This is a genomic window from Parabacteroides sp. CH2-D42-20 (assembly GCF_003670185.1).
Taxonomy (GTDB): Bacteria; Bacteroidota; Bacteroidia; order Bacteroidales; family Tannerellaceae; genus Parabacteroides; species Parabacteroides distasonis.
Window position 1 is genome coordinate 394,417 of record NZ_RAYG01000001.1, and the last position, 25,105, is coordinate 419,521.

General features: G+C 43.8%; 16 protein-coding genes. 11 read left to right on the top strand and 5 right to left on the bottom strand.

Annotation, left to right across the window (positions count from 1 at the left end; translation table 11 throughout):
- Nucleotides 1-7: 7 nt before the first annotated feature.
- From D7V92_RS01510 to D7V92_RS01520, 3 genes are read left to right on the top strand one after another with little or no spacing between them, the layout of a single operon-like run.
- On the top strand, nt 8-3,172 hold the full coding sequence (locus tag D7V92_RS01510; RefSeq protein ID WP_036616320.1) for a TonB-dependent receptor: 3,165 nt from the start codon (nt 8-10) through the stop codon (nt 3,170-3,172).
- 10 nt (nt 3,173-3,182) lie between these two features.
- Nucleotides 3,183-4,877, top strand: a complete 1,695-nt coding sequence (locus tag D7V92_RS01515) for a RagB/SusD family nutrient uptake outer membrane protein (RefSeq protein WP_121772126.1) — start codon at nt 3,183-3,185, stop codon at nt 4,875-4,877.
- 20 nt (nt 4,878-4,897) lie between these two features.
- Complete coding sequence (locus D7V92_RS01520; RefSeq protein ID WP_036616326.1) at nt 4,898-5,728, top strand: hypothetical protein; 831 nt, start codon at nt 4,898-4,900, stop codon at nt 5,726-5,728.
- Nucleotides 5,729-6,140: 412 nt separating this feature from the next.
- Here D7V92_RS01520 and D7V92_RS01525 read toward each other — a convergent pair whose 3' ends face one another.
- On the bottom strand, nt 6,141-7,373 hold the full coding sequence (locus D7V92_RS01525) for a 6-bladed beta-propeller (protein WP_121772140.1): 1,233 nt from the start codon (nt 7,371-7,373) through the stop codon (nt 6,141-6,143).
- A 109-nt stretch (nt 7,374-7,482) separates the two neighbouring features.
- Nucleotides 7,483-8,898 (bottom strand): tetratricopeptide repeat protein, encoded by a 1,416-nt coding sequence (locus D7V92_RS01530; protein ID WP_121772141.1) that lies wholly within the window; start codon nt 8,896-8,898, stop codon nt 7,483-7,485.
- 185 nt (nt 8,899-9,083) lie between these two features.
- On the opposite strand from D7V92_RS01530, the gene D7V92_RS01535 reads away from it, so the two are divergent.
- From D7V92_RS01535 to D7V92_RS01555, 5 genes are all read left to right on the top strand, one after another.
- Nucleotides 9,084-9,776 (top strand): succinate dehydrogenase cytochrome b subunit, encoded by a 693-nt coding sequence (locus D7V92_RS01535; protein ID WP_005859976.1) that lies wholly within the window; start codon nt 9,084-9,086, stop codon nt 9,774-9,776.
- A 48-nt stretch (nt 9,777-9,824) separates the two neighbouring features.
- Nucleotides 9,825-11,768, top strand: coding sequence for a fumarate reductase/succinate dehydrogenase flavoprotein subunit (locus D7V92_RS01540; RefSeq protein ID WP_036616329.1), 1,944 nt, complete (start codon nt 9,825-9,827; stop codon nt 11,766-11,768).
- A gap of 24 nt (nt 11,769-11,792) precedes the next feature.
- Nucleotides 11,793-12,548, top strand: coding sequence for a succinate dehydrogenase/fumarate reductase iron-sulfur subunit (locus D7V92_RS01545; RefSeq protein ID WP_036616332.1), 756 nt, complete (start codon nt 11,793-11,795; stop codon nt 12,546-12,548).
- 422 nt (nt 12,549-12,970) lie between these two features.
- Nucleotides 12,971-14,182 (top strand): radical SAM protein, encoded by a 1,212-nt coding sequence (locus D7V92_RS01550; protein WP_036616336.1) that lies wholly within the window; start codon nt 12,971-12,973, stop codon nt 14,180-14,182.
- A 33-nt stretch (nt 14,183-14,215) separates the two neighbouring features.
- Nucleotides 14,216-15,448, top strand: coding sequence for a glycosyltransferase (locus D7V92_RS01555; protein ID WP_036616340.1), 1,233 nt, complete (start codon nt 14,216-14,218; stop codon nt 15,446-15,448).
- 205 nt (nt 15,449-15,653) lie between these two features.
- On the opposite strand, the gene D7V92_RS01560 is transcribed toward D7V92_RS01555, so the two are convergent.
- A complete protein-coding gene (locus tag D7V92_RS01560; RefSeq protein ID WP_121772127.1) occupies nt 15,654-18,791 on the bottom strand; it encodes an ATP-binding protein in 3,138 nt (1,045 codons plus the stop codon).
- 238 nt (nt 18,792-19,029) lie between these two features.
- Here D7V92_RS01560 and D7V92_RS01565 point away from each other — a divergent pair, with 238 nt between their 5' ends.
- Nucleotides 19,030-19,797: a LiaI-LiaF-like domain-containing protein gene (locus D7V92_RS01565; protein WP_029257156.1), complete on the top strand. Its 768-nt coding sequence runs from the start codon at nt 19,030-19,032 to the stop codon at nt 19,795-19,797.
- 7 nt (nt 19,798-19,804) lie between these two features.
- Entirely contained in the window at nt 19,805-20,599 is a 795-nt protein-coding gene (locus tag D7V92_RS01570; RefSeq protein WP_057328444.1) for a LytTR family DNA-binding domain-containing protein, read from the top strand.
- A gap of 337 nt (nt 20,600-20,936) precedes the next feature.
- Here the strand turns inward: D7V92_RS01570 and D7V92_RS01575 are convergent, their stop codons facing one another.
- The gene (locus D7V92_RS01575) at nt 20,937-21,455 is read right to left on the bottom strand and encodes an FKBP-type peptidyl-prolyl cis-trans isomerase (RefSeq protein WP_057326093.1); all 519 of its coding nucleotides are present in this window, start codon (nt 21,453-21,455) and stop codon (nt 20,937-20,939) included.
- 4 nt (nt 21,456-21,459) lie between these two features.
- Nucleotides 21,460-23,004 carry a glycine--tRNA ligase gene (locus D7V92_RS01580; RefSeq protein ID WP_036630396.1) on the bottom strand — a complete coding sequence of 515 codons (1,545 nt, stop codon included), beginning with the start codon at nt 23,002-23,004 and terminating at the stop codon, nt 21,460-21,462.
- 207 nt (nt 23,005-23,211) lie between these two features.
- Between D7V92_RS01580 and D7V92_RS01585 the strand changes: the two genes are divergently transcribed.
- Nucleotides 23,212-24,648 (top strand): Gfo/Idh/MocA family oxidoreductase, encoded by a 1,437-nt coding sequence (locus D7V92_RS01585; RefSeq protein WP_121772128.1) that lies wholly within the window; start codon nt 23,212-23,214, stop codon nt 24,646-24,648.
- The last annotated feature ends 457 nt before the right edge of the window (nt 24,649-25,105 follow it).

Consider the following 25,105-nt stretch of genomic DNA (forward strand, 5'->3'; position numbering starts at 1 on the left):
AATTCTTATGGAAGAAGAAAAAGGTTTGATTCGTAAGTACAAACGACAACAGCGGTTTGTACAATTCGTGTTCATGATGTTTGTAGCGCTTTCAATAAGCATGCAAGTCACAGCACAAAACAATAGGAGAATTAAAGGCTCTGTTATATCAGGAACAGACGGTATGCCTTTAATTGGTGTAAACGTAGTGCAGAAAGGAACAACCAATGGAACGGTAACCGATCTGGACGGTAATTTCGAGTTGACAGCCCCGGAAAATTGTTTACTGGAAGTATCCTATATCGGATACATGAACCAGCAAATTAAGATACAGTCCGGAAAGACTGATTATCAGATCGTATTGAAAGAAGACTCCCAAGCATTGGATGAGGTGGTAGTGGTAGGATATGGCGTACAAAAGAAAAAGTTAGTCACCGGCGCCACCGTACAAGTAAAAGGAGACGATATCCAACGGTTAAACACGGTAAGCGCCTTAGGTGCCTTACAGAGTCAGACTCCAGGTGTGAACATTACACAAACGTCCGGTATGCCGGGTGAAGGATTCAAAGTCACGATCAGAGGTTTAGGTACCACTGGTTCATCTGCTCCATTATATATCATCGATGGAGTTACTGGTGGAGATATCAATAACTTGAACCCTGCGGATATCGAATCCATCGACGTTTTAAAAGATGCCGCTTCCGCCGCAATCTATGGTTCTCGTGCCGCTAATGGGGTTATCTTAGTCACAACTAAGCAAGGACGGGTAGGAAAAGCCACGATCTCATACGACGGATATGTAGGATTCCAAAATGTATATAAAATGGCTCCGTTATTAAACGCCCAAGAATACTCGACCATTATGAACGAGTCTCGCATGAATGACGGCTTACCCGCTTATGACTTCGCCGCATTAGTACCCGATTGGGACAAGATCCAAAGTGGGAAATGGAACGGGACAAATTGGCTGGAAGAGATACGCAATAAAAATGCGTTGACACAAAACCATGCCCTAAATATCACCGGTGGCACAGAGCAATCTATTTACTCTGCGGGTATTTCCTATACGACCCAAGACGGTATCTTAGGAAAACCGGTAGCTCCCAAATACGATCGTTATACATTCCGCCTGAATACGGAACATACGTTATTCAAACGCAATAATTTGGATATTATCAAATTCGGGGAAAACCTGATTTTCACGTATAAAGAGAATTCCGGAATCGGAATCGGCAATATACACTGGAATGATATCCATAGTATGATGGTCGCAAGCCCATTCCTTCCAATGAATGACGAAAACGGAGATTATCATTACTCAATCCCCTGGAATGTATATGAGGCAAATCCGGTAGCAGTCATGGAATATGGGAGAGGACAGAACATCACAAAGAACAAGAACTTACGTGCGAACGCTTACTTGGAGATACAACCGATCAAAGGACTTAAGTTCAGAAGTAATTTCGGTTTGAATAGCTATACAAGTTCATACCGCTCATTTACGCCTGAGTATGATTTGTCAATGAATACGTTCAACAAAGAGAACAAAGTCAGTCAAAACCTTTCCACGGGTACCGATTGGACTTGGGAAAACACGTTGAACTACTCGTTCAACGTAGCGAAACAACACAATATCGATGTCTTAGTCGGACAATCCGTAGAAAAAAGAGGCATGGGAGAAGAGATGAATGGCTCAAATGTAAACTCGATCTTCTCCGATCTGTATCACGCCTATTTGGATAATACGACCATCATAACACCAGGTAAGACCACGTTAGGCGGATCTCCTTTAAGGAAATTGGGCATTGTATCCGTATTTGGCCGTGTCAACTATAATTATAAGGAAACTTATTTGGCCACAATCGTTATGCGAGCAGACGCATCCTCCAACTTCGCCAAAGGAAACCGATGGGGATATTTCCCTTCCGTATCGGCGGGTTGGGTACTATCCAATGAGGCATTCATGGAATCCACCAAGAATTGGCTAGACTTCTTGAAAGTACGTGCAAGCTGGGGACAAAATGGTAACGCAGATATCGATCCGTTCCAATATCTAGCGACCATCTCTTTCAGTAATTCCCAATATTTCTTCGGCTCAAACAAGGATATTCCCGTATCCGGAGCATACCCGGATATCTTGCCGAATAAGGACGTTACATGGGAAACCTCCGAGCAATTAGACCTTGGCGTAGATGCCCGCTTGCTCAATGGCCGGATGGGAATCTCTTTCGACTGGTATAACAAAGCGACCAAGGATTGGTTGGTTCAAGCCCCTATCTTGGATACTTATGGAGCCAATGCCCCCTTCGTGAACGGAGGTGACGTACGCAACAGAGGTTTTGAGATCGCATTAAACTGGAACGACCAAGTAGGAGATTTCACCTATGGAGCGAACTTGAATATTTCAAGAAACAAGAATGAGGTTACAAAAATCGCTAACACGGAAGGTATCATTCATGGAGATCCTTATGTATTGAGCAACGGAGCTCCCGAAATGTACAGGGCACAAGTTGGATATCCAATCGGTTACTTCTACGGATATAAGACATTGGGCGTATTCCAGAACGAGACGGAAATCAATGCTTATCAAGGCGCTAAACTAGCGGGAACAGCACCCGGCGACTTGATATTCCAAGACACGAACGGAGATGGAAGCATCACAGAAGACGACCGTTGCATGATCGGAGACCCGAACCCGGATGTTAACCTAGGTCTTTCCTTGAATTTCGGTTACAAAGGATTTGATCTGGCCATCACCGCCAACGGGGTATTTGGCAACCAGATCGCCAAATCATACCGTTCCGCCGGAGACAGCCCTTTGGAAAACTATACGACCGATATTTTTGAACGTTGGCATGGAGAAGGAACATCTAACAGACTTCCTCGCCTAACCTCCGGTACGCATACGAACTGGCAATATATCTCCGATATCTATATAGAGAATGGTGACTATCTTCGCTTGCAAAATATCACCCTAGGGTATGATTTCAAAAAGCTATTTACCAAGTTGCCTCTCCAACAGGCTCGTTTGTATGTAACGGCCCAGAATTTGTTCACGATCACCGGATACTCAGGAATGGATCCCGAAGTAGGACATTCCGGAGAGGATAATAGCCAGTGGTCTTCCGGTATCGATGTAGGATTCTATCCCGCTCCTCGTACATATATGGTTGGTGTTAATCTAAAATTCTAAGAAAAAAGATATGAAAAAGATTATTTATTTACTTCAGATAGTCCTTGTTTTATTAACAAGTTGCGACAGTATTTTGGAAGTCGACAATCTGACTAAAAAAGATACCTCAAACTTTCCAAGTTCGCCCAAAGACGCCGAGTCCGCATTAGCCGGTTGTTATTCGATATTGCCTTACGGATTACCCTCGCAGAAGTCTTTCTATCTGGCGGAATTACTTTCTGACGATCGTTTCGGAGGTGCCGGAGAAGGTGATAGTGACACGCAAGCTGTCAACCAGATGAAAAAAGTGGGAGAGAACATGTTTGCCGACGGATGGAAACAGAATTACACCGGAATATTCCGTTGTAACACGCTAATCGGAACGTTAGATCTTGTAAACGGGTGGGAATCTGAAGGGCAGAAGAAACAAATCTTAGGAGAGGCTCACTTCCTACGCGCTTATTTCTATTTCGAATTATGTCGTATATTCGGTACGGTTCCCTTGATCATAGAAACAGACCCTGTAAATAATCCTAGAGCGCAAGCAGATGAGCTTTACGCACAGATAGCCACTGATTTAAAAACGGCCATCGAACTTCTCCCCGCCTCTCCGTTCGGTTCTTTCTCCGCTCCGGAATTAGGGCATGCCACCAAATGGGCCGCAGAAGCATTGATAGCCAGAGTATATTTATTCTATAGCGGGTATTATAAGAAAGAGGTGTTGCCTTTAAATGACGGGGGAAGTATCGCAAAACAACAAGTGACAGATTGGCTGGATGATTGTATCGCAAATAGCGGACACGGCTTGATCGGTGATTTCCGTAATTTATGGCCTTATAGCAACAGACTTACAACTCCGGACTATAAATACGCTAACGATAATAACTTACGATGGGTAGAGGAAACCGGCGCTAATAACGAGACTATATTCGCGATCAAGTTCTCAACTTTAGCGGACTGGAGTACAAACATCTGCTACTCAAACCAGATGAACCTATATTTCGGAATCCGTTCCCAAAGCGATTATGCGAATTGTTTCCCATTCGGGCAAGGCTGGGGAGCAGGTCCCGTAAACCCCGATCTATGGGAATCGTGGGAAAGAGAGGAACCGACAGATATACGTCGTGCCGGCTCTATCATAGACTCAAAAAGTCCGGATGAAAATATCATGATAAACAGCAGCGATGGGAAAGAGATGGAATTGACCGGTTTCTGGCAAAAGAAATACATACCGATCAACGCCAAAGGCACAGACGGCACTATCGCCAACTATAGCGTATTCATGTACGGACGAAAGGCGGATTTCCAACTTGATAATACACAAGATATCGTGATAATCCGTTTCGCCGATGTCTTATTGATGAATGCTGAGTTAAAGAAAGATGTCTCTTATATAAATCGGGTACGTGAGCGCTCAGGTCTAAAGCCTAAAGCCACTTACACGGACGAGACACTACGGAACGAACGACGATGGGAACTCGCCTTTGAGGGCTTGCGTTATCATGATCTCCTCCGTTGGGGCATAGCCGGCGAAGCCTTGAACAGGCAAAACGGTATCGATATCACGAATAGTGGCATCAAGACAAAAAGTAACTTCGGCGATTTCGTCAAACGTATAGAGGAAACCGGAGGATTCATGCCTATTCCTCAGACTCAAATCGATTTATCCAACGGGGTATTGGAGCAAACACCCGGGTGGTCCGGAGGAAACATTATGTATAAATAAACCATTAAAATCAATTGAACATGAAAAACTATTTATTTCATATATGCCTGCTAATATGCGTATTTTTCATCGCATGTGAACCCATAACCGATCGTATGGAAATGGGTTCGGTAGTAGCGGAAAGTGACCTGAGAATCGAGGTATACACGACAACAGAGGGAGGTAATCAAGTCGTAATGTCTAACGAGACCCCGCAAGTGGGAAGCTTTTGGGATTATATCGTAAGTACTTCTGTCCGGCAAAGGGATACCGTATTACTTCCTTTCCTTGGAGAACACAAAATCACCTTCACGGGACTTTGCGCCGGAGGAACCGTAACGACTACACGTACCGTAAAGATCGACAGAATCGATCATGCGCTCGCACCGGAATGGGCGCTTTTAGCGGGAACGGAGAAAGAAGGTAAAACATGGGTTTGGGACAACGAAGGGCTTATATGGGGAGATGGCGGTTACTTATACGACATCGCTCCCATGTGGTCCGGCCTCTCCGCAGAGGATATGGAAAGTAAATTTCCGGAAGATTTCGCCCAAAGTATCACGTTTGATCTAAATGGAGGAGCTAATTTCACCAAGAAAAAAGCCAACGGTACCATCGTGGAAAAAGGAAGTTTCAGCCTAGATCTCAGCCGAAGCATACCTAACGGGTATAACACGGCGGAATGGTCTACGGCTTTAATCAAGATCAATGAGGCGACTGTCATGCATGGCATATCTCCCAATGAAGGGAACACAACCATACATCAATTCGAAGTTATGCTCTTAGATAAAGACCACCTCGTTCTGGCATATCCGGAACAGGGCATCAGCCCTGGTGGCCGTTGCTGGTATTGGAAGTTCAAAGCTCAATGAATTAAAAAAGAGATGAGGGATATTTGTTCCTCATCTCTTTTTCATATACACATTATCAACCTATTACAATTGCCAAAGATTTCCTCTTTAGACATTCCCGTTGTTCCATACCCATAAACATCCTGTTTCGACTTTGAGAACACTTTGTTTCATAACCATAAACCATGGGCAATCGCATTAAATTTAATCTCTTAAAAAAAACAATAAGTCTAATATGTAAAGATTATTATTTATATTTCAGATAATCAGCATATAATAAAAATATATCTGTATGGGAGTCAATTAGCATCCATAGTATTCTGCATTACTATTAATACTAATCATACTTTCTATGGATAGTAAAGTTGACTACTATGGAATCCGTTTTTAAGAAATATACAATAAACAGGATGGCGCCATGTGGATTAACAAACTATAAAGGTTGTTTTAACGAATAGAACACAAAAACCGGATTGCCCTCCTCTCCTTTTAAGTTCAACTCCTGCGGAATCGTGATCGAGCGAAGCGATTTATATAAGTTTAGCTCATACGGGGTCACTACTTGTACCAGCTCATCTTTTATGACCCTCCCCCAGACCGGGAAATTCCGATAACTTCTCGTACCCTGCATGCCATGTTGAAGGTTTGCGTCCGCCAGTTCATAGATAGAACCCGGCATCTCGCATTTTTCCACGAGTGTCTTTCCCGTCTTTTTATCCACAGAGGCTATATAATAGCCTTGGTTATACAATAAACGGAAATAATAATGTGCCGGAAACTCAATCATATCTTGCACAAAGATATCCTTGGGATCCTTTTTTTCAATTCGCAAATTACTCATGTCCGTAACATCCAACGAACGAATCACTTCCGCATCCGAGTTTTTCAGATCAAGGACACAAGCCGCACTGATTCGATCCGCCGAGATACTGAAGACCGTATCATTGCTACCGGTCTTAAACAACACGGAGTTTTGCGCATCAGAATAAGCGGGGGCGATACTTGTCGTGAACCCGCTCTTCTCATGAGGTAATAAAAAGGAATAAAAATCATTCTTGATCGCTATCGTATCCCCTTTCCTCGAAAATAGGCCTAATCCGAATCCCCCTCCGTTGAAAGGCTGAAAAGGGAATGATATGGCGGCGAAACGATCCTTTCCGATATGACGCATATAGATTACCGAATACTCATGGGTGGATTGTCCGATAAATTCACCTTCCAACGTATATTCCCAAACTCGATTATTACTAAATAAAAAAAGGCGGTCATTACGTTCGTCCACTTGGATACATGGCAGAATACCGCTAAATTCACCCGGCCCCTGCCCTTCTTTTACCAACGTCCGGATAAAACGCCCTTGCCGATCGAACAGGACGATACGGGGCTCTTTTACGGGAAGCACATAGATATATCGATCTGTCACGGCATAATCATAAACTCCGTCTATCAACGAGGCATCATCCGTGGTCACCTCTAAAGGGACAAAAGTAACCCCCTTGATCTCATCGCCTAATCCCAATAGCCTCGGTTTATCCATCCCCCCTCTTATATCTGCGGTTAAAAGAGAGGGCGCTTCCGTTGGCGAAGAACCGCATGACACGAAACAAGAAACGACAAAAACACTATTTAAATAAAACAAGATAGAGGCTAACTTTACACTTTTCATAACCATGCTTTTTTGCCTCCAAAAATATCCCGCATATCTCACAAATCACATGATAAATGAGAACAAAAATGAGAACAAACCTGCCAAGACAGCTATAAATACATAATAATCAAAAACTTGAGATAAACTCCACAAATGCCTCCGTAGAACCTTCTTTCTTAAAAATCTTCCGGAACAGACGAGGACGAAGTACCGAACTATTATATTTCAATACCCGTGTGATCTGGTTGGCGGGAACGCCGATCTTCGTAAGCATACAGACCTTCAACTCCGTATCGGAAATAGCAGGATATAGTTTTTTCAGCCGTAAGGTAAAGTCATCATAAGCCTTATTCAACAGCACCTCCAAAAGCTCCCAATCCTCAGAGACAATCTTGCCGGCATCCCGATCGTGAAACTTCTCATAGACCTCCGATTTCCGCAAGATCGCGACAGATAATAAGTGCTTACTCTCCTTATTATGAATCGACTCGTTACAAATCTCCAGCCGTTGTTTTTCCAATTGTAAGGAAACCAACATCAACTCTTGATCCTTTTCTTCCTTTATTTTCGTAATTCTCTTTTCCAAAAGGGCGATTTGCCGTTCATTCTCTTCTTTTTCTTCTCGCATACGTTGTTGCTGGCTAGCAATCGAACGTCGCAAGGCTTCTTCCCTTCGAAGAGCGTTTTCCTGCGTATTTCTCCATCGCCGATAAAGGAGGAAGCAAATAAATAGGATTATGCCGATAATAAACGCGTACAGATAACGCTCCTGTCCCCTTTGCGATAGCATCAATTCTTTCCTATATAAGTCCTCACGAACCGGCCTTACATCATACCGGGAAGTGATCTGATAAATCGATTCTCTCGCTGACAGCGATCCGATAGAATCCCGTAACGCCTCGTATTTCTTGACTTCCTCCAGTATCCGGCCTTGTCCGGCCGTATCATTCAAGAGCTGATATTGGGCACTCGCTTTTCTCAAAAAAGACATAGCCTTGCCATATAATTCCTGCTCGGCGTACAGCCTCCCTATCTGGTTATATAACCGTCCCCAAAATTCGTAATCCCAATTCCCTCCCTCATATTCCAACGCACGTAAATAGCATTCCAAAGCTAGGGACGGTTGATCCATATCCTCATAGACTTTCCCCCGGTAAAACCACGCTTTGGGAGGCCAGTAACAGCCTCGTGTCGTCCTATAATAATCCGTAGCGATAGAGATTATGGAATCCGATGTATGCCTCAATCCCGCCTCATCCCGTGATTCGGTCCATAACAGACAATAACGGGCTTTCTCTCGAAGCGATAATCCATTGATATCCGTCACTTTCTCTAATAACACCAAAGCGCTGTCCGGATGATGCGGAATCAATTTCTCTACCTGCCAGAACAGGTTGCCATGCTTGTCGCTCCTATACGAAAAAAGCACAAGAACCAAGATCGCGATCGTAAACAATAAGATCGTAAACTTGATCCCTATAGAAAAATGCCGTGCCCCATTCAAATCCTTACGCATATAGGCAAATGTATATAAATTATTCATAAGGAAAGCCTTTTCCTTCCGCATTATTTCATGTGTCGGGGCACATGCCCTGACCTCTCCCATTAATGCAGAAATATTTCTTTAATCGTTTGCGCGATATATGGATTTAGCATACCTTTGCGTGATAATTACATAGTTTAAGTAGAAATTTCTAAATACAATTAAATAACTTAAATTATTATCTTATGTGGTTACTTAATTCTTCTATCGGGAAGAAGCTGATAATGAGTATATCAGGCCTCTTTCTTGTTCTGTTCTTATTGTTCCACCTGTCGATGAACGTGGCGGCCGTTTTCTCCGGAGAGGCTTATAACATGGTTTGTTCGCTGTTGGGCTCTAATTGGTACGCTGTGGCAGCTACTCTCGTATTGGCCGCAGGCGTTGTGATCCACTTCGTGTACGCTATCATTCTTACCTTGCAAAACCGTAAGGCACGTGGTAACGACCGTTACGCTATCAACGCTCGTCCGAAAGGCGTGGAATGGGCATCTCAGAACATGTTCGTTTTGGGTTTGATCGTTATCCTGTTCATGCTGTTGCACTTCAGCCAGTTCTGGTATAAGATGATGTTCGCCGAATTGATCGGTCATCACGAAGTAGCATTGGGGTCAGCTATGGTATCTCCACAAGACGGAGCCGCTTTTATCAACTATTACTTCCAAGGTAATGCCGTGATCACCGTTCTTTATTTGATCTGGTACGTGGCTTTGTGGTTCCACTTGACTCACGGTTTCTGGAGCGCTATCCAAACAATCGGTTGGAATAACACTATCTGGATGAACCGTTGGGAATGTATCTCTAAGATCGTAGCTACGGTTATTTGCGGACTTTTCGCGATCATTACTATCATCTTCTTCCTAAACGGAGTAGGTGCTTAATTGCAAGCTACAGGTTTTATAATTAAGAACTTTTGAAATTAAATCATTATGTCTGAAATAAATTCTAAAATACCTCAAGGCCCGTTGGCTGAGAAGTGGACTAATTATAAAAATCACCAGAAATTGGTGAACCCCGCTAACAAGCGTCGTTTGGATGTTATCGTAGTCGGTACAGGTTTGGCCGGTGCTTCCGCTGCCGCATCTTTGGCAGAGATGGGATTCAACGTATTGAACTTCTGTATCCAAGATTCTCCCCGCCGTGCGCACTCTATCGCCGCTCAAGGTGGTATCAACGCCGCTAAGAACTACCAGAATGATGGTGACTCTGTTTACCGTTTGTTCTACGATACGATCAAAGGTGGTGACTACCGTGCTCGTGAGGCTAACGTTTATCGTTTGGCTGAGGTTTCTAACTCAATCATCGACCAGTGCGTGGCTCAAGGCGTTCCTTTCGCTCGCGAATATGGTGGTTTGTTGGATAACCGTTCATTCGGTGGCGCTCAGGTATCGCGTACGTTCTACGCCCGTGGCCAGACGGGTCAGCAGCTTTTGTTAGGCGCTTATTCAGCGTTGAGTCGTCAGATCGGTTTGGGTAAGGTTAAGATGTACACTCGTCATGAGATGTTGGATGTAGTTAAGGTAGACGGTCGTGCTCGTGGTATCATCGCCCGCAACTTGATTACAGGTAAGATCGAGCGTTACGCCGCTCACGCTGTAGTTGTAGCTACGGGTGGTTACGTTAATACGTTCTTCTTGTCAACCAACGCTATGGCATCTAACGGTTCCGCCGCATGGCAATGCTACAAGAAAGGCGCTTACTTCGCTAATCCTTGTATGGTTCAGATCCACCCGACTTGCGTTCCGGTACACGGTGATTATCAGTCTAAATTGACTTTGATGTCCGAGTCTTTGCGTAATGATGGTCGTATCTGGGTTCCGAAGAAACTGGAAGACGCTAAGGCTTTACAGGCAGGAACAAAGAAAGGTAAAGATATACCTGAGGCAGATCGCGATTATTATTTGGAGCGTCGTTATCCGGCATTCGGAAACTTGGTTCCTCGCGACGTGGCTTCTCGTGCCGCTAAAGAGCGTTGCGACGCTGGCTTCGGTGTTAATAACACAGGTTTGGCTGTATTCTTGGACTTCTCCGACGCTATCAACCGTCTGGGTAAAGAGGTTGTAAAACAGAAATATGGTAACTTGTTCGATATGTACGAAGAAATCACCAACGACGATCCATACGAAACTCCGATGATGATCTACCCGGCATTGCACTATTCAATGGGTGGTCTGTGGGTTGATTATGAATTGATGACTTCTATCCCGGGTCTGTTCGCTATCGGTGAGGCAAACTTCTCCGATCACGGCGCAAACCGTTTGGGTGCTTCCGCATTGATGCAAGGTTTGGCCGATGGTTACTTCGTATTACCTTATACAATCCAGAACTACTTGTCAGACCAGATTCAGGTTCCGCGTTTCAGCACCGATCTGCCTGAGTTCAACGAGGCAGAGAAGAATATCCAAGCCCGTATCAATAAATTGATGAGCATCAAGGGTAAAGAGTCTGTTGATTCTATCCACAAACGTTTGGGACACATCATGTGGGAACACATCGGTATGGCTCGTAACGCAGAGAGCTTGAAAGAGGCTATCCAGATGTTGAAAGACTTGAAGAAGGAATTCTGGAGCAACGTATTCATTCCGGGTAACGCAGATGACTTGAACGTAGAGTTGGAGAAAGCGTTACGTTTGGCAGACTTTATCGAGATCGGTACCTTGATGGCACATGACGCTTTAGACCGTGCTGAATCTTGTGGTGGTCACTTCCGTGAGGAGCACCAGACTGAGGAAGGCGAGGCATTACGTCACGATGACAAATTCATGTATGTCTCTTGCTGGGAATATCAGGGTGAGGATAAAGACCCTGTTATGCTGAAGGAAGATTTGAACTATGAATTCGTAGTTCCTCAGACACGTAACTATAAGAAGTAATCAATCATTGCAAAAATTAGAATCATGGATAAAGATATAAATATCACACTCAAAGTTTGGCGTCAGAAAGGTCCGAATGTAAAAGGACAATTCGAAACTTACCAACTTAAAAACATCAACCAAGGCACTTCTTTCTTGGAAATGTTAGATATCCTGAACGAGCAATTAATCAGCGAAGGTAAAGAACCCGTTGTTTTTGACCATGACTGTCGTGAAGGTATCTGCGGTATGTGTTCATTGTATGTAAACGGACATCCGCACGGACCGGCAACCGGAGCTACGACTTGCCAGTTATACATGCGCCGTTTCAACGATGGTGAGACTATCACGATCGAACCGTGGCGTTCCGCCGGTTTCCCGGTAATCCGCGACTTGATGGTAGACCGTTACGCTTACGATAAAATCATTCAGGCTGGTGGTTTCACATCCGTAAATACCGGTGGTGTACCCGACGCAAACGCAATTCCTATTCCTAAGCCAGACGCAGAGATGGCAATGGATGCCGCTGCTTGTATCGGTTGTGGCGCTTGTGCCGCCGCTTGTAAGAACGGTTCAGCTATGTTGTTCGTATCCGCTAAGGTTAGCCAGTTGGCTTTATTACCTCAAGGTAAGGTAGAGGCTGCCCGCCGTGCGAAAGCAATGGTCGCTAAAATGGATGAACTTGGCTTCGGTAACTGTACGAACACACGTGCTTGCGAGATGGAATGTCCGAAGAATATCTCCGTTAGCAACATCGCTCGTTTGAACCGTGAGTTCATTTGCGCTAAATTACAAGACTAATATTTGATTAGTATATCATGGAAAAGGCGTCTTTCTCTAAAAGAAAGGCGCCTTTTTATTTTTGTTATATGTTGAAAAACATAATTTAGCACTACAGATCTTGACAGGAATTGAAAAGTCCGTATATTTGCATCGTGGTTTTTTCATAATAGTATTAGATTTAAGGTTAACAAAGTTTGGTTAGGGCTTGTCGTGAGACAGGCTTTAATTGTTTATAGACCTACCTTTTAAACATGGACCACAAAATACTGCAAATAGAGATTGTTTAGCGTCATTTTATCGTCGATCTTTGCCTTTAAAGATCATATAATATATGCTAATAAGTATTTTATTTGGCTTCTTATGTTATTTTCTCCGGGTGTTGATCAAACACAAGGAAAAAATCATGCGCCAGATAAGACAAATGGTAAAACAAAAATAAAATGGACAAAAAACGAACCACCAGTTCTTTCAGGGCAATGAGCACGGAAAGAAAACTCGAGTCGATCTTCCTTTTCGTAACAGGCCGATGCAACGCCAAATGCGCGATGTGCTTCTATGCCCAAGAAATGGATAAGAAGCAACCCGACCTCACTTTCGATGAAATCAAGAAAATATCAGAAACCGCTGGGCAATTCAACCGATTATGGATATCCGGGGGTGAGCCTACCCTGCGTGAGGATCTACCGGAAATATTGGAGTTATTCTACAAAAACAACCATATCAAAGATGTGAACATCCCTACGAACGGCTTAAAACCAGACCGGATCGTCGAATGGGTAAAACGGTTCCGCCAGAACTGCCCGGATTGTAATATTAACGTAAGCCTTTCCTTGGATGGTTTCGGTACGACCCACGATACACAGAGAGGCGTACCGGGAAACTTCTATAAGGCACTGGAAACCCTGCGTAAGATACAGGAGAATTTCGGAGACGACGGCAAGGTCTTGAAAAATATAGCAACCGTTATCACGAAATACAATATAGACCAGGTAGAAGACTTCATGACTTGGGTATACGGACGTTTCCGTACCTCCACACATACGATTGAGGCCGCCAGAGGCATGACCCGTGACGATGGCGTGAAAATCCTAACCGAGTCAACGCTACGCAAAATACAAGATGACATATCCCCTATCTATTCAGCTTATGCGGATCGGATGGTAGCGGATACCACCGGCTTAAGGAAACCGATCACACGCTTCTTCTATCTCGGCCTTATACGTACCTTATATAATATACGTGCCAGCAACATAGATCACCCGACCCCTTGGGGGATGGATTGTACGGCCGGAGAGACTACCTTGGTAATCGACTACGACGGACGTTTTCGTGCCTGTGAGTTACGGGAACCGCTCGGAAATATAAAAGAGTATGGTTGCGATATAAGTAAAGTGATGAATAGCGAAGCGATGAAACAGGAAATAGCCGCTATCGGACATGGGTATAAAGCCAACTGTTGGTGTACGCACGGCTGCTGGATCACCTCATCCGTCATTTTCAATCCACGTAAGATGATTCGCTCCGTATATAAAGGATACCGGGAAACGAAACGATTGAATCATCCCTTAGCCATCAATGAGCAGAAACTACAAACGATGGAAGCCAAATACCATCTGGACATCGAGCGTTTGCGTCAACTGAATATCCGGTAAACAAGACCCTCATAGCCCATAAATAAACGTAGCATGAAAATACTATTAGTAACCAGAGGCTCACAAGGCGACGTCCTTCCTTATTTGGCCATAGCGGCCGAATTGGAAAGACGCGGTCATGAGGTGACCATCAATCTCCCTCAAATATTCGAGGAGACCGTTAAACCCTACGGATTTAAATACGTATTGCAACAGTTTGACGATATCGGCGGTATGATCGATAGCGCAGCGCAAAACTCACATAAATTCCGGCCATTCCTTAAATGGATGCGGAACGTGATCGATAAACAGTTCGATCAATTGATTCCCCTACTAAAAGAGCATGATATTTTAGTATCGACCAACTCGGAATTTGCTGTCGCAAGTATCGCCGAGTATTGCAAGAAGCCCTTGATACGTACCGCCTACGCCCCGTTCTTGCCGGGTAAGAAGATTCCCCCGGCCGTATTGCCATTTCCCAAACCCAACCCGATCATCACTCCCGCTATCCTATGGAAGTTGATGAACCGGATGACCAATTTCATGGTCAAAGACACGATCAATAAGAACCGGGCTAAATACGGACTCGCTCCGATCCGCAATTTTGGCTATCATGCGGGAGAGCGTTCATATAATTACTTGCTTTTCAGCCAGCACCTAGGAAACGTAGATCCGGACTGGACGTTCGAATGGTCGATCGGAGGCTATTGCTTCAATGACACTTTTCAATATGATGAGAAGGCTTACGAGGAAATGATATCATTCGTCGACAGCGCTCAAAGCCCTATTATCTTTTTTACCCTCGGGAGTTGTAGTTCCAAGGATGGTAACCGTTTCAGCAAAGCCTTGGTCGATATTTGCAAGAAACATGATTATCGGCTCATCATCGGTTCCGGTTGGGCAAAGACAGGAATCACCTTACAAGCGGATAAACATTTATTCTTAATGAAGCAGCCGGTTCCGCATAATTTGATATTTCCGCACTGCGACGGCGTTATCCATCATGGAGGTTGCGGCACGACCCATAGCGTAGGAAGGGCGGGAAAGCCCCAATTAATCACTCCGTTGATTATCGATCAACCCTATTGGTCCTATCGAATCCACCAATTAGGGTTAGGGCCGGAAGGGGTTAAGATAGCGAAAGCGAGCGAGCAGGAGATCGAACGCAAGGTTTGTGATCTGGTCACCAATCCGCTTTATAAGAAAAATGCCGCTCATATAGGCGAGATGATCCAAAAAGAGGGAGGTATAAAGAATATATGCGACTCTATCGAAAGATTTCAATGAGGCATAAGTTCCTATTAGATTTTATTACATGTTACAAAACACAATTTAGCACTTAAACTATTGACAAATAGCGGTAACTCCGTATATTTGCATCGTGGTTTTTTCATAATAGTATTAGATTTAAGGTTAACAAAGTTTGGTTAGGGCTTGTCGTGAGACAGGCTTTAATTGTTTTATGAGGTCTGCTTCCCGCAAAGCCCTTCGATTACATCAGAATAATCCGATGCGTCAATAAAGTTGATATCTTGTCTTTTAAGATCTTCCCATTAATCGGTTTCGCCGTATAGGCATCAAATCCACTATTAATGATCCGTTGCTCATCTTGGGCGAAAGCATAAGCCGTCACCGCGATAATAGGCACGCTAGCAGAAACCTTACGAATCTCTGCGGTAGCCTCGTATCCATCCATGACCGGCATCTTTATATCCATCAAGATCAACTGCGGTTTGTGCTGATGAAATAGCTCCACAGCCTCCTTTCCATTCCATGCATGAATCAATTTATATTCAGGTTTCAATATAGACTCAAACAGGCGATAATTACTGGAATTATCCTCAGCGATCAAGATCGTAACCTCACTTCGGGCGATCTTCTCCAAAGTAACAGGCTTCTGCTCTTCATTAGGCAATAATTCTTTCTTCGGCTGAAAAGGCAATGTAAACCAGAACCTAGAGCCTTTCCCTTCCACGGAATCAACCCCTATCGTTCCTTTCATCTGGGTAACAATCATCTCACAGATGCTTAAACCCAATCCTGTTCCTTGAGCGAAAGTATTCAGTTTCACAAAACGTCCGAAAATATCTTTCCGTTTATTCTCCGGGATTCCGCAGCCCGTATCCTCTACATAGAACCACAACGTATTATCATCCCGCAGTTTATAGCCAAATGAGATCGATCCTGCCTGCGTAAATTTCATGGCATTGTTCAACAGATTGATCATCAGTTGGGACAGACGATTTCGATCCGTATAAATCACGCAAGGCTCCAGATAATCCTTAAATGAGATCTGTACATCCGGATTCTTATTCTTCAAATGAGCCGATTGCTCCAAATCCCTCAATACAGCGTTAATATCCACATAGTCATAAGTAAACTCCAAGGTACCCGCCTCGATCTTTGATAAATCCAAGATATCGTTTATCAACTGCAACAATAGGGAATTATTATTCTCGATAATATCAGCGAATTCCTTCTTATCCTCAAGGTTATCGGTCGAGGCGAGGATATTAGAGAAACCTACGATCGCATTCAACGGTGTACGTATCTCATGGCTCATATTAGCTAAAAACGCAGATTTCAATTTATTCGACTCCTCCGCCTTATCCCTAGCCATTCGAAGGTCATGTTCCAATTGCTTACGCTCGGTAATAGATATCGTAGACCCGATCAACGCTTTCGGTTTACCGGAAGCATCATATTCGGCCATTACCTGTATCTCCTCCCACTCATGGCGATCTTCTCCCGGAATCAACCGCTCCAGACAATATTCTTTTCGTACTTTCTTTATTTTCCCATTACACAAATCATCGACAGCCTTTTCCACGCAAGCCCTGAAAGACGGGTGTATCTTGCTGAAATATTCCTCCAACGAAACCTCATGGGTATGTATCTCGGCAGTCTCTATATTATCTTCCGGATGTACTTTCGACTCATAGATAATCTTCCCTTCAGCCAGATTATATCGCCACGGCAAAAGATCTGCCGCCTCTAACGCCATAGCCAGCTTATGATTCATGGCTTTCAAATGCGTCTGGAATTTATGGATATCCGTAATATCAATAAAAAACGCATCAACTACATTCTCTTCCGAGGTAGGCATGATGATAATCGTATAGTAAAGCCCTGTCGGCTCAAAATAATACTCATAAGTGAAGGATTTTCCACTCTCTAAAACCGTAGGCACTGCCGATAGAAGCAAAGGATAACTCCCGCCAATCAAATTTGCGATCTCTTTTCCACGCTTATTTACCACAAAATCTTTAGGAGCGATTTTCTCCTCGAAAGCATGGTTCACATCTAAAACCTGCACATCGATTTGCGTACCTTCCCGAATCAGTCGCTGCCGTATATAAGGTAATGGCATATTATTAAATAAATCACGGTAACGGGACAATAACCTCAACTCTACTTCCTTCATCTTTTGCTTAGAACGATACACGTAATGCCACGCTAAAAACACTACTACCAGAAAGAAAATCAGAAAGCCTAATAGCGGCATCCAATATTTTTCTAAAAAAGAGGGAGGCGCATTCAAATAGATCGCATCATGTGGGAAATTATCTTCATTAGACATCGCGCTCATCAGCGAAACATAATTCAAGTATTTACGAGGATCATCCACCGTTGAAACCGGGATCTTGCCCATATCTTCACCGTTATAAACTTGCTGTAGCAAGGGAATTAGAGCAGTCTCAATCGTTTTAGCGCTATTATAATATCCACCAATCGTATATCCTTCTTCCACGCCCATATCATATAAAGAAAAAACAGGATGCCTAGAAATGCCGTTTATACCTTGATACAAAGTACTATATAATAACGAGTGATTCAAGAAAGGTTTCTCGGTAATCCACGAGTAATACATCACGGCTGTCGCTCGATGCGGATCTTTCTCCGACAGAACCGCCAATAAACTATCCATGGAGCAAGAACCCTCCGTATAAAAATCCACTTTCCCCTCAGGGAAAGAAGTTTCCATATGTTTCTCCATCTCATCCCGAAGCCATGTGGAAACATAACGTCTGTCGGATATGAAAATCAGACGTCTCAAACCCGGGATTAATTCCTTAACCAAGTCGATCGAACCTTTAACATAATAAGGGATAACCAATCCCGTAGCGTTATACCCCTTAACCGCCTCTTGTAAAGGAATCACCCTATCAGAGGAATGCCTCTGATTAAAATAGCATTCATCTTCTGCCATTTCACCCGTTTCCGAACAGACCAGAGTGGGAATATCCCCCCATTTCTCCCGGATCTTATCCCGCATAAAAGCCCATCCATTTACGCCTAAGTAGATAATTCCATCCGGCTTCTTCTTGTTAGCTTCAAAGAAGACCTCTTGTTTCTCTTTTAATTTCTCTGGCGTATCAACCAACATCACGCTTATATGATCTATCCGGAGAGTGTACTCCTCCGGGGTAGCGAACTTCGAGATCATGTTTAATAAATTGCCAGACCAGCGTTCGCCATCCACATATGAATTTATTACCAATACATACGATTCATCCTTGACCGGATATGAAGAACTCCCATAAGCCGGAGTCGGCATACCGGCTATCAAGCATAAAATCAATCCAAAATAAAGTATTATTGCCTTTAAATTTATAATATTTCGTATCATTCCCTACATTCCTCTATTGCAGTTGTAAAGACAAAGATATTCCTTAATTATCAACTAATCTTATCAAACTCGTTTTTTTATCAAGTTTTGGTGTCAAATTCACGTTTCTTACAAACTAAAGGCTTTTTTAATCGGGATTATTCGGTTATTTACCGATACTCGTATAGAAATCAGCGGTATTTACTTGTGTATAGAATGACGAACCCGTACATTTGATAAAAAACAAAAAATGGAACTTATGGATATGAAAGATTATGACATCGATTTTAAAGAGAAGAGGACAAACGGGTATCTGATCGCTACCTTATTTATCATTGTCGGTATATTATTTTTACTGCGGAATCTAGGAATGATAGATCCATCTTTATTTGACTTGCTTGTATCTTGGCCGATGCTGCTTGTCGTGTCGGGCATCTTTATGATTTTCCACCGTAATCCGGTAGGAGGTATGCTCCTCGTGGGCGTGGGAGTCTATTTCCTTTTCCCGCAGTTAAATTGGATCACGAACGATTTCTTACGTATATATTGGCCGTTAGGATTAATCCTGTTAGGATTGGTCATCATGCTGAAGCGGAAAGATTCTATCCGCACGAAAAAGCATAAACGTCCTTTTAACCATCCCCCTTTCGGGCACAGAAAGCCTAACGATGAGATCAACTACGAGACAGATAACGGTTTCGTATCGGTTGACACCACTTTCAACTCGGTAAGGCACATCGTACTGGACCCCGTATTCAAGGGGGCGGACATAGACGTATCTTTCGGCAACGTGATCCTCGATCTTAAAAAAACAACATTAGAGGCTGATGAAACCATCATAAACATAGATAGCTCCTTCAGCGGCGTAGTAATATACGTTCCTAAAGGATGGCTGGTTCGTCTAAAGGTTGATTCCTTCTTGGCTGGATGCCAAGACATGAGGGACCTGACAGAAACAACCGACATGACGCACACGTTATATATATGTGGAGACTTGTCGTTCAGCGGCCTTGAACTAAGAGACTAAACTCATCATGCAAGAACATCCTATTACAACATCCATATTACATAAAGGGCAGGGAAGCCTATTATTACTTTTAGCCATAGCGATCCAATGCGCATTATTAACTCTTTATGGCGATCTTCCGTTGAGCATCACTTTGGTCGATAGCTTACTTTCCATCGCATTGTTCGCCGTAGCGGGATATTATCTTTGGTATGTACAATGTACGTTACATATCATGCAAGCACGAGTGGCTTTCGCCGTACTCGTACAAATCGCTTGCATAGCCGGATGCTCGATCTTGCTACAAATATTCGGATTGGAAGATTGGGAGGAATTCTCGATCACGATTCCTTTTCGATTCCTGTTCGGCCTAATGGCATGGATCATTCTATCCCAATGGTATGCCAGCCGGGAAAGAAAGAGTGAGGCGGAACCTATCGGGAGACAAATGGAGGAAAAGACGGCACCTCCCCCGACTACCGTTCCGGAGGAGATTCTAGATCGTATATCCGTAAAAGACGGGACACGTATTCATATCATCCCGATAAAAGAGATATTCTATTTGCAAGCATGTGGCGACTATGTGACCTTATTCACCACTTCCGGTCAGCACGTAAAGGAGCAAACCATGAAGTATTTCGAGCGAAGCCTTCCTTCTCCGGAGTTCGTTCGTATACATCGCTCTTATATCGTTAATACGGAACAGATATTGCGAGTAGAACTATTCGGAAAAGAAACCTATCAAGTACGATTAAAGAATGGAACCTATCTTCGTGCCAGTAGCGCTGGCTATAAGCTACTCAAAGAACGTCTTTCCCTTTAGCAGTCCTATAAAAGGGACCTAATCATCGTTAAAATTAGAAGATTTTGATTGTAATATATAGAGTTTTGTGTTGTGTAACACTTTTTAGCAAGCATCGATATGTTACTTAACATATATTAGTTGCAAAAGACTTGACAAATGGTCTTGACGAACGTATCTTTGCATCGTGGTTTTTTCATAATAGTATTAGATTTAAGGTTAACAAAGTTTGGTTAGGGCTTGTCGTGAGACAGGCTTTAATTGTTTATAGGGATTTGCTTCCCTAGATTTACATATAACTATAAAAAAACGGCCACCCCTAAAAAGAGGCGACCGTAATTATTCTTAATGAAAGAACCTACTCTTTGACAATCCTTGTAACTTCCAAATCAAAGATCAAAGTCGTATAAGGCTTTATTATGACACTTCCCGAAGCACTCCTTCCAGCCGAACCGTATCCCATCTGTTGAGGAATCCAAATCTCCCAACGATCTCCTGGGTGCATATTCTGTAACGCTGTAGCAAAACCATCTACCATATCAGAAACAGTAAGCTCGGCAGGCTCTCCAGCCTCGAAAGAACGATCATCAAAAACTTCACCATTTATAAAAGAGCCTTTATAATAACATTCCACCTTGCTCGTATAATAAATCGGCTCCTTACTCTCCCCAGTCTTCAAGACCTTGTAAAGGATAAATCCGGCATTACTTTGAGAACTCAATTGCTCGAAACCCGGAACCAGCATCTGGGCTTGAAAAGCCTCCTCATTCTGGACCTTCCAAACCTCATCCACCTCTAGTGCCTCATCATCATCCCCACAAGAGGTGATCATGAGCACGCAAAACAACATCAACGCGATATGCCAGTACTTCTTCATTCGTTTACTCTATTACCTTTTTCAATAAATTCTTCATGCTCACCTTCTCCGTGATAATATCGTGAAGCTTATCGATGCTTACGCGCTCTTGCTCCATCGTGTCACGGAAACGGATCGTTACGCAATTATCCTTCAAGGTGTCATGGTCTACCGTAATACAATACGGGGTACCGATCGCATCCTGACGGCGATAACGCTTACCAATAGAATCCTTCTCGTCGTATTGGCAACGGAAGTCGAAACGCAACATATTTATAATCTCCTCAGCTTTCTCGGGCAGGCCATCTTTCTTCACCAATGGCAATACGGCCAATTTGATCGGAGCCAAGGCTGCGGGCAACTTCAATACCACACGGCTCTCGCCATTCGCCAACGTCTCCTCGCAGTAAGAACCCGCCATGATGCTCAAGAACACACGGTCTACACCGATCGAGGTCTCGATTACATACGGAGTGTAACTCTGGTTCAACTCCGGATCGAAATATTGGATCTTTTTACCGGAAAACTTCTCATGCTGACTCAAGTCGAAGTTCGTACGGCTATGTATACCCTCCACTTCCTTAAATCCGAACGGCATCTCGAACTCGATATCCGTAGCTGCGTTAGCGTAGTGAGCCAACTTCTCATGATCGTGATAACGATACTTCTCATCTCCCAAGCCAAGAGCTTGATGCCATTTCAAGCGAGTAGACTTCCATTTCTTGAACCACTCGATCTCCTCACCCGGACGAACAAAGAATTGCATCTCCATTTGCTCGAACTCACGCATACGGAAGATAAACTGGCGAGCCACGATCTCATTACGGAACGCCTTACCGATCTGGGCGATACCGAACGGGATCTTCATACGGCCAGTCTTCTGCACATTCAAGAAGTTCACGAAAATACCTTGGGCCGTCTCCGGACGAAGATAAACCTTCATCGCTCCATCAGCGGTAGAACCCATATCCGTAGAGAACATCAAGTTAAACTGGCGAACCTCCGTCCAGTTACGAGTTCCGGAAATCGGGCAAACGATCTCGCAATCCAAGATCAATTGGCGAAGATCCTCGAAGTTAGACTCGTTCATCGCCTTGCTATAACGCTCATGGATCTCATTCCATTTCGCTTGATGCTCCAATACACGAGGATTCGTCTCACGGAACTTAGCCTCATCGAAAGACTCCCCGAATTTCTTAGCGGCTTTCGCCACTTCCTTATTCATTTTCTCCTCGATCTTGCCCAAATGGTCTTCGATCAAAACGTCCGCGCGGTAACGTTTCTTCGAGTCCTTGTTATCGATCAACGGATCATTAAAAGCGTCAACATGGCCGGAAGCTTTCCAGATAGTAGGGTGCATAAAAATAGCGGAATCAATACCCACCACATTCTCATGCAGCAAAGTCATGCTATCCCACCAATATTTCTTTATATTGTTCTTTAACTCAACACCATACTGGCCATAATCGTATACCGCTCCCAAACCGTCATAAATCTCTGAGGAGGGAAATACGAAACCATACTCCTTACAGTGTGAAACTAATTTCTTAAATACATCTTCTTGTGCCATAATCTAATAATTTGCCAATTTTGTTAATATGCCAATGTGCCAATGATAAGTCCATCGGAGACCCGCCCGAGTGGCACATTAGCACATGGTCTCCTTTATGAGGTTACAAAGTAAATGATTTTTTCCGTAACTATAGAAAGTTTTGTATATTTACGACGTAAATCGTTAGTGTTTGCGCAAACAGTATAATTTAAACAAGATAATACCATGAAATCAGAAGAAATCTCACGCCGCTCGTTCCTTAAGCGAGCGCTAGCCTTATCGGCAGTATCGGCCATCCCGTCGTTCTGGACACCCGCCCACGGACGTGTTCTACCTACTTCCCCGCTAATCAGCGCTAATGACCGGGTAAATATAGCGTTCATCGGCATCGGACAACGAGGGGGCGAGATCGCCAAGGAATTGTATAACACAGGTCTGTGTAACGTGGTAGCTCTCTGCGACGTGGATATGGGAGCCCCTCATACGCAAGAGATTATCAACATGTTCCCGAAAGCGGCCCGTTTTCAGGACTTCCGCACGATGTTCGACCGGATGGCGGACAAGATCGATGCCGTCAGCGTAGGCGTGCCGGATCATTCCCACTTCCCGATCACGATCGAGGCGATGGCGCACGGCAAACATGTATATGTAGAGAAACCGATGGCCCGCACGTTCCAAGAAATAGAGATCATGATGCGTGGAGCGAAGAAATACGGCGTTGTCACCCAAATGGGTAACCAAGGACATTCCGAGGCGAACTATTTCCAATTCAAGGCATGGAAAGAGGCCGGTATTATCAAGGATGTTACCGCCATTACCGCCCATATGAATAATCCGCGTCGCTGGCACGGATGGAACCCGAATATTAGGCATATGCCTATGGGAGAACCGGTTCCCGAGACGATGGATTGGGACACATGGATCGGCGTAGCTCAATATCATGATTACAACCATGACTACCATTTGGGACAATGGCGTTGTTGGTACGACTTCGGAATGGGTGTCTTAGGAGACTGGGGAGCGCATATTTTGGATACGGCACATGAATTCCTAGATTTAGGATTGCCTACAGAAATAAATCCGCTTTATTTGAAAGACCATAACCCGTTCTTCTTCCCGATGTCATCCACCCTTCTGTTTAAATTCCCGGAAAGAGGGAATATGCCGGCCGTGGATATCACTTGGTACGATGGGCTGGACAATATCCCCGCCGTCCCGGAAGGTTACGGTGTTTCCGAGCTCGACCCGAATATCCCGACCGTAGCCGGAGGGAAGATACAACCGGCGAAGTTGAACCCGGGCAAGGAAATCTACTCGAAAGAATTAACCTTCAAGGGTGGTTCTCATGGAAGTACCTTATCTATCATCCCGGATGAGAAAGCGAAAGAGATGGCATCCCGCTTACCGGAAGTGCCGAAAAGCCCGTCTAACCATTTCGCGAACTTCCTGTTAAGCTGTATGGGTAAGGAGAAAACCCGCTCACCGTTCTCGATCGCCGGCCCATTAAGTCAGGTATTCTGTCTCGGCGTATTAAGCCAGCGCTTGAACCGCAAGCTCGTCTTCGATCGTGACACGAAACAGATCACGAACGATCCGGAAGCGAATAAGATGCTGTGTGGTTTGCCGCCTCGCAAAGGATGGGAACAATATTATACCATTTAATTGAAACATGGAGAATTGAAAGTTATTCGTTCATCGCTTTGACTTTCAATTCTCTCATATAGTTTATAAGCCTATTTGCTACAACATCTACAACTATCCCGGCATTCATCTGGTCTTAGGATGATTAACTAATGGTGGTAGATAAAAAACATCTACAATTATCTAGCTCTATCTACCACTATTTACCGCTATTTACCACTTTTCCATCACCTAACACAACGCTCCTCCACACTCACCATATAGTATTATCCGATCTCCTTTCAACACGGATAAAATATTAACATCTAGTCATTTGTAGTTTTTCAGCCTAAAAAACAAAAGTTTTTCCATATGAAAACAAAAGTTTAATAAGCGGAAAACTTTTGTTTCTCTATAGGGAAACTAAAGTTTCCTCAGTATGAAACTTTTGTTACCTCTAAGAGAAATGTCTTTTCCTGATTTATCTAGACACTTTTTT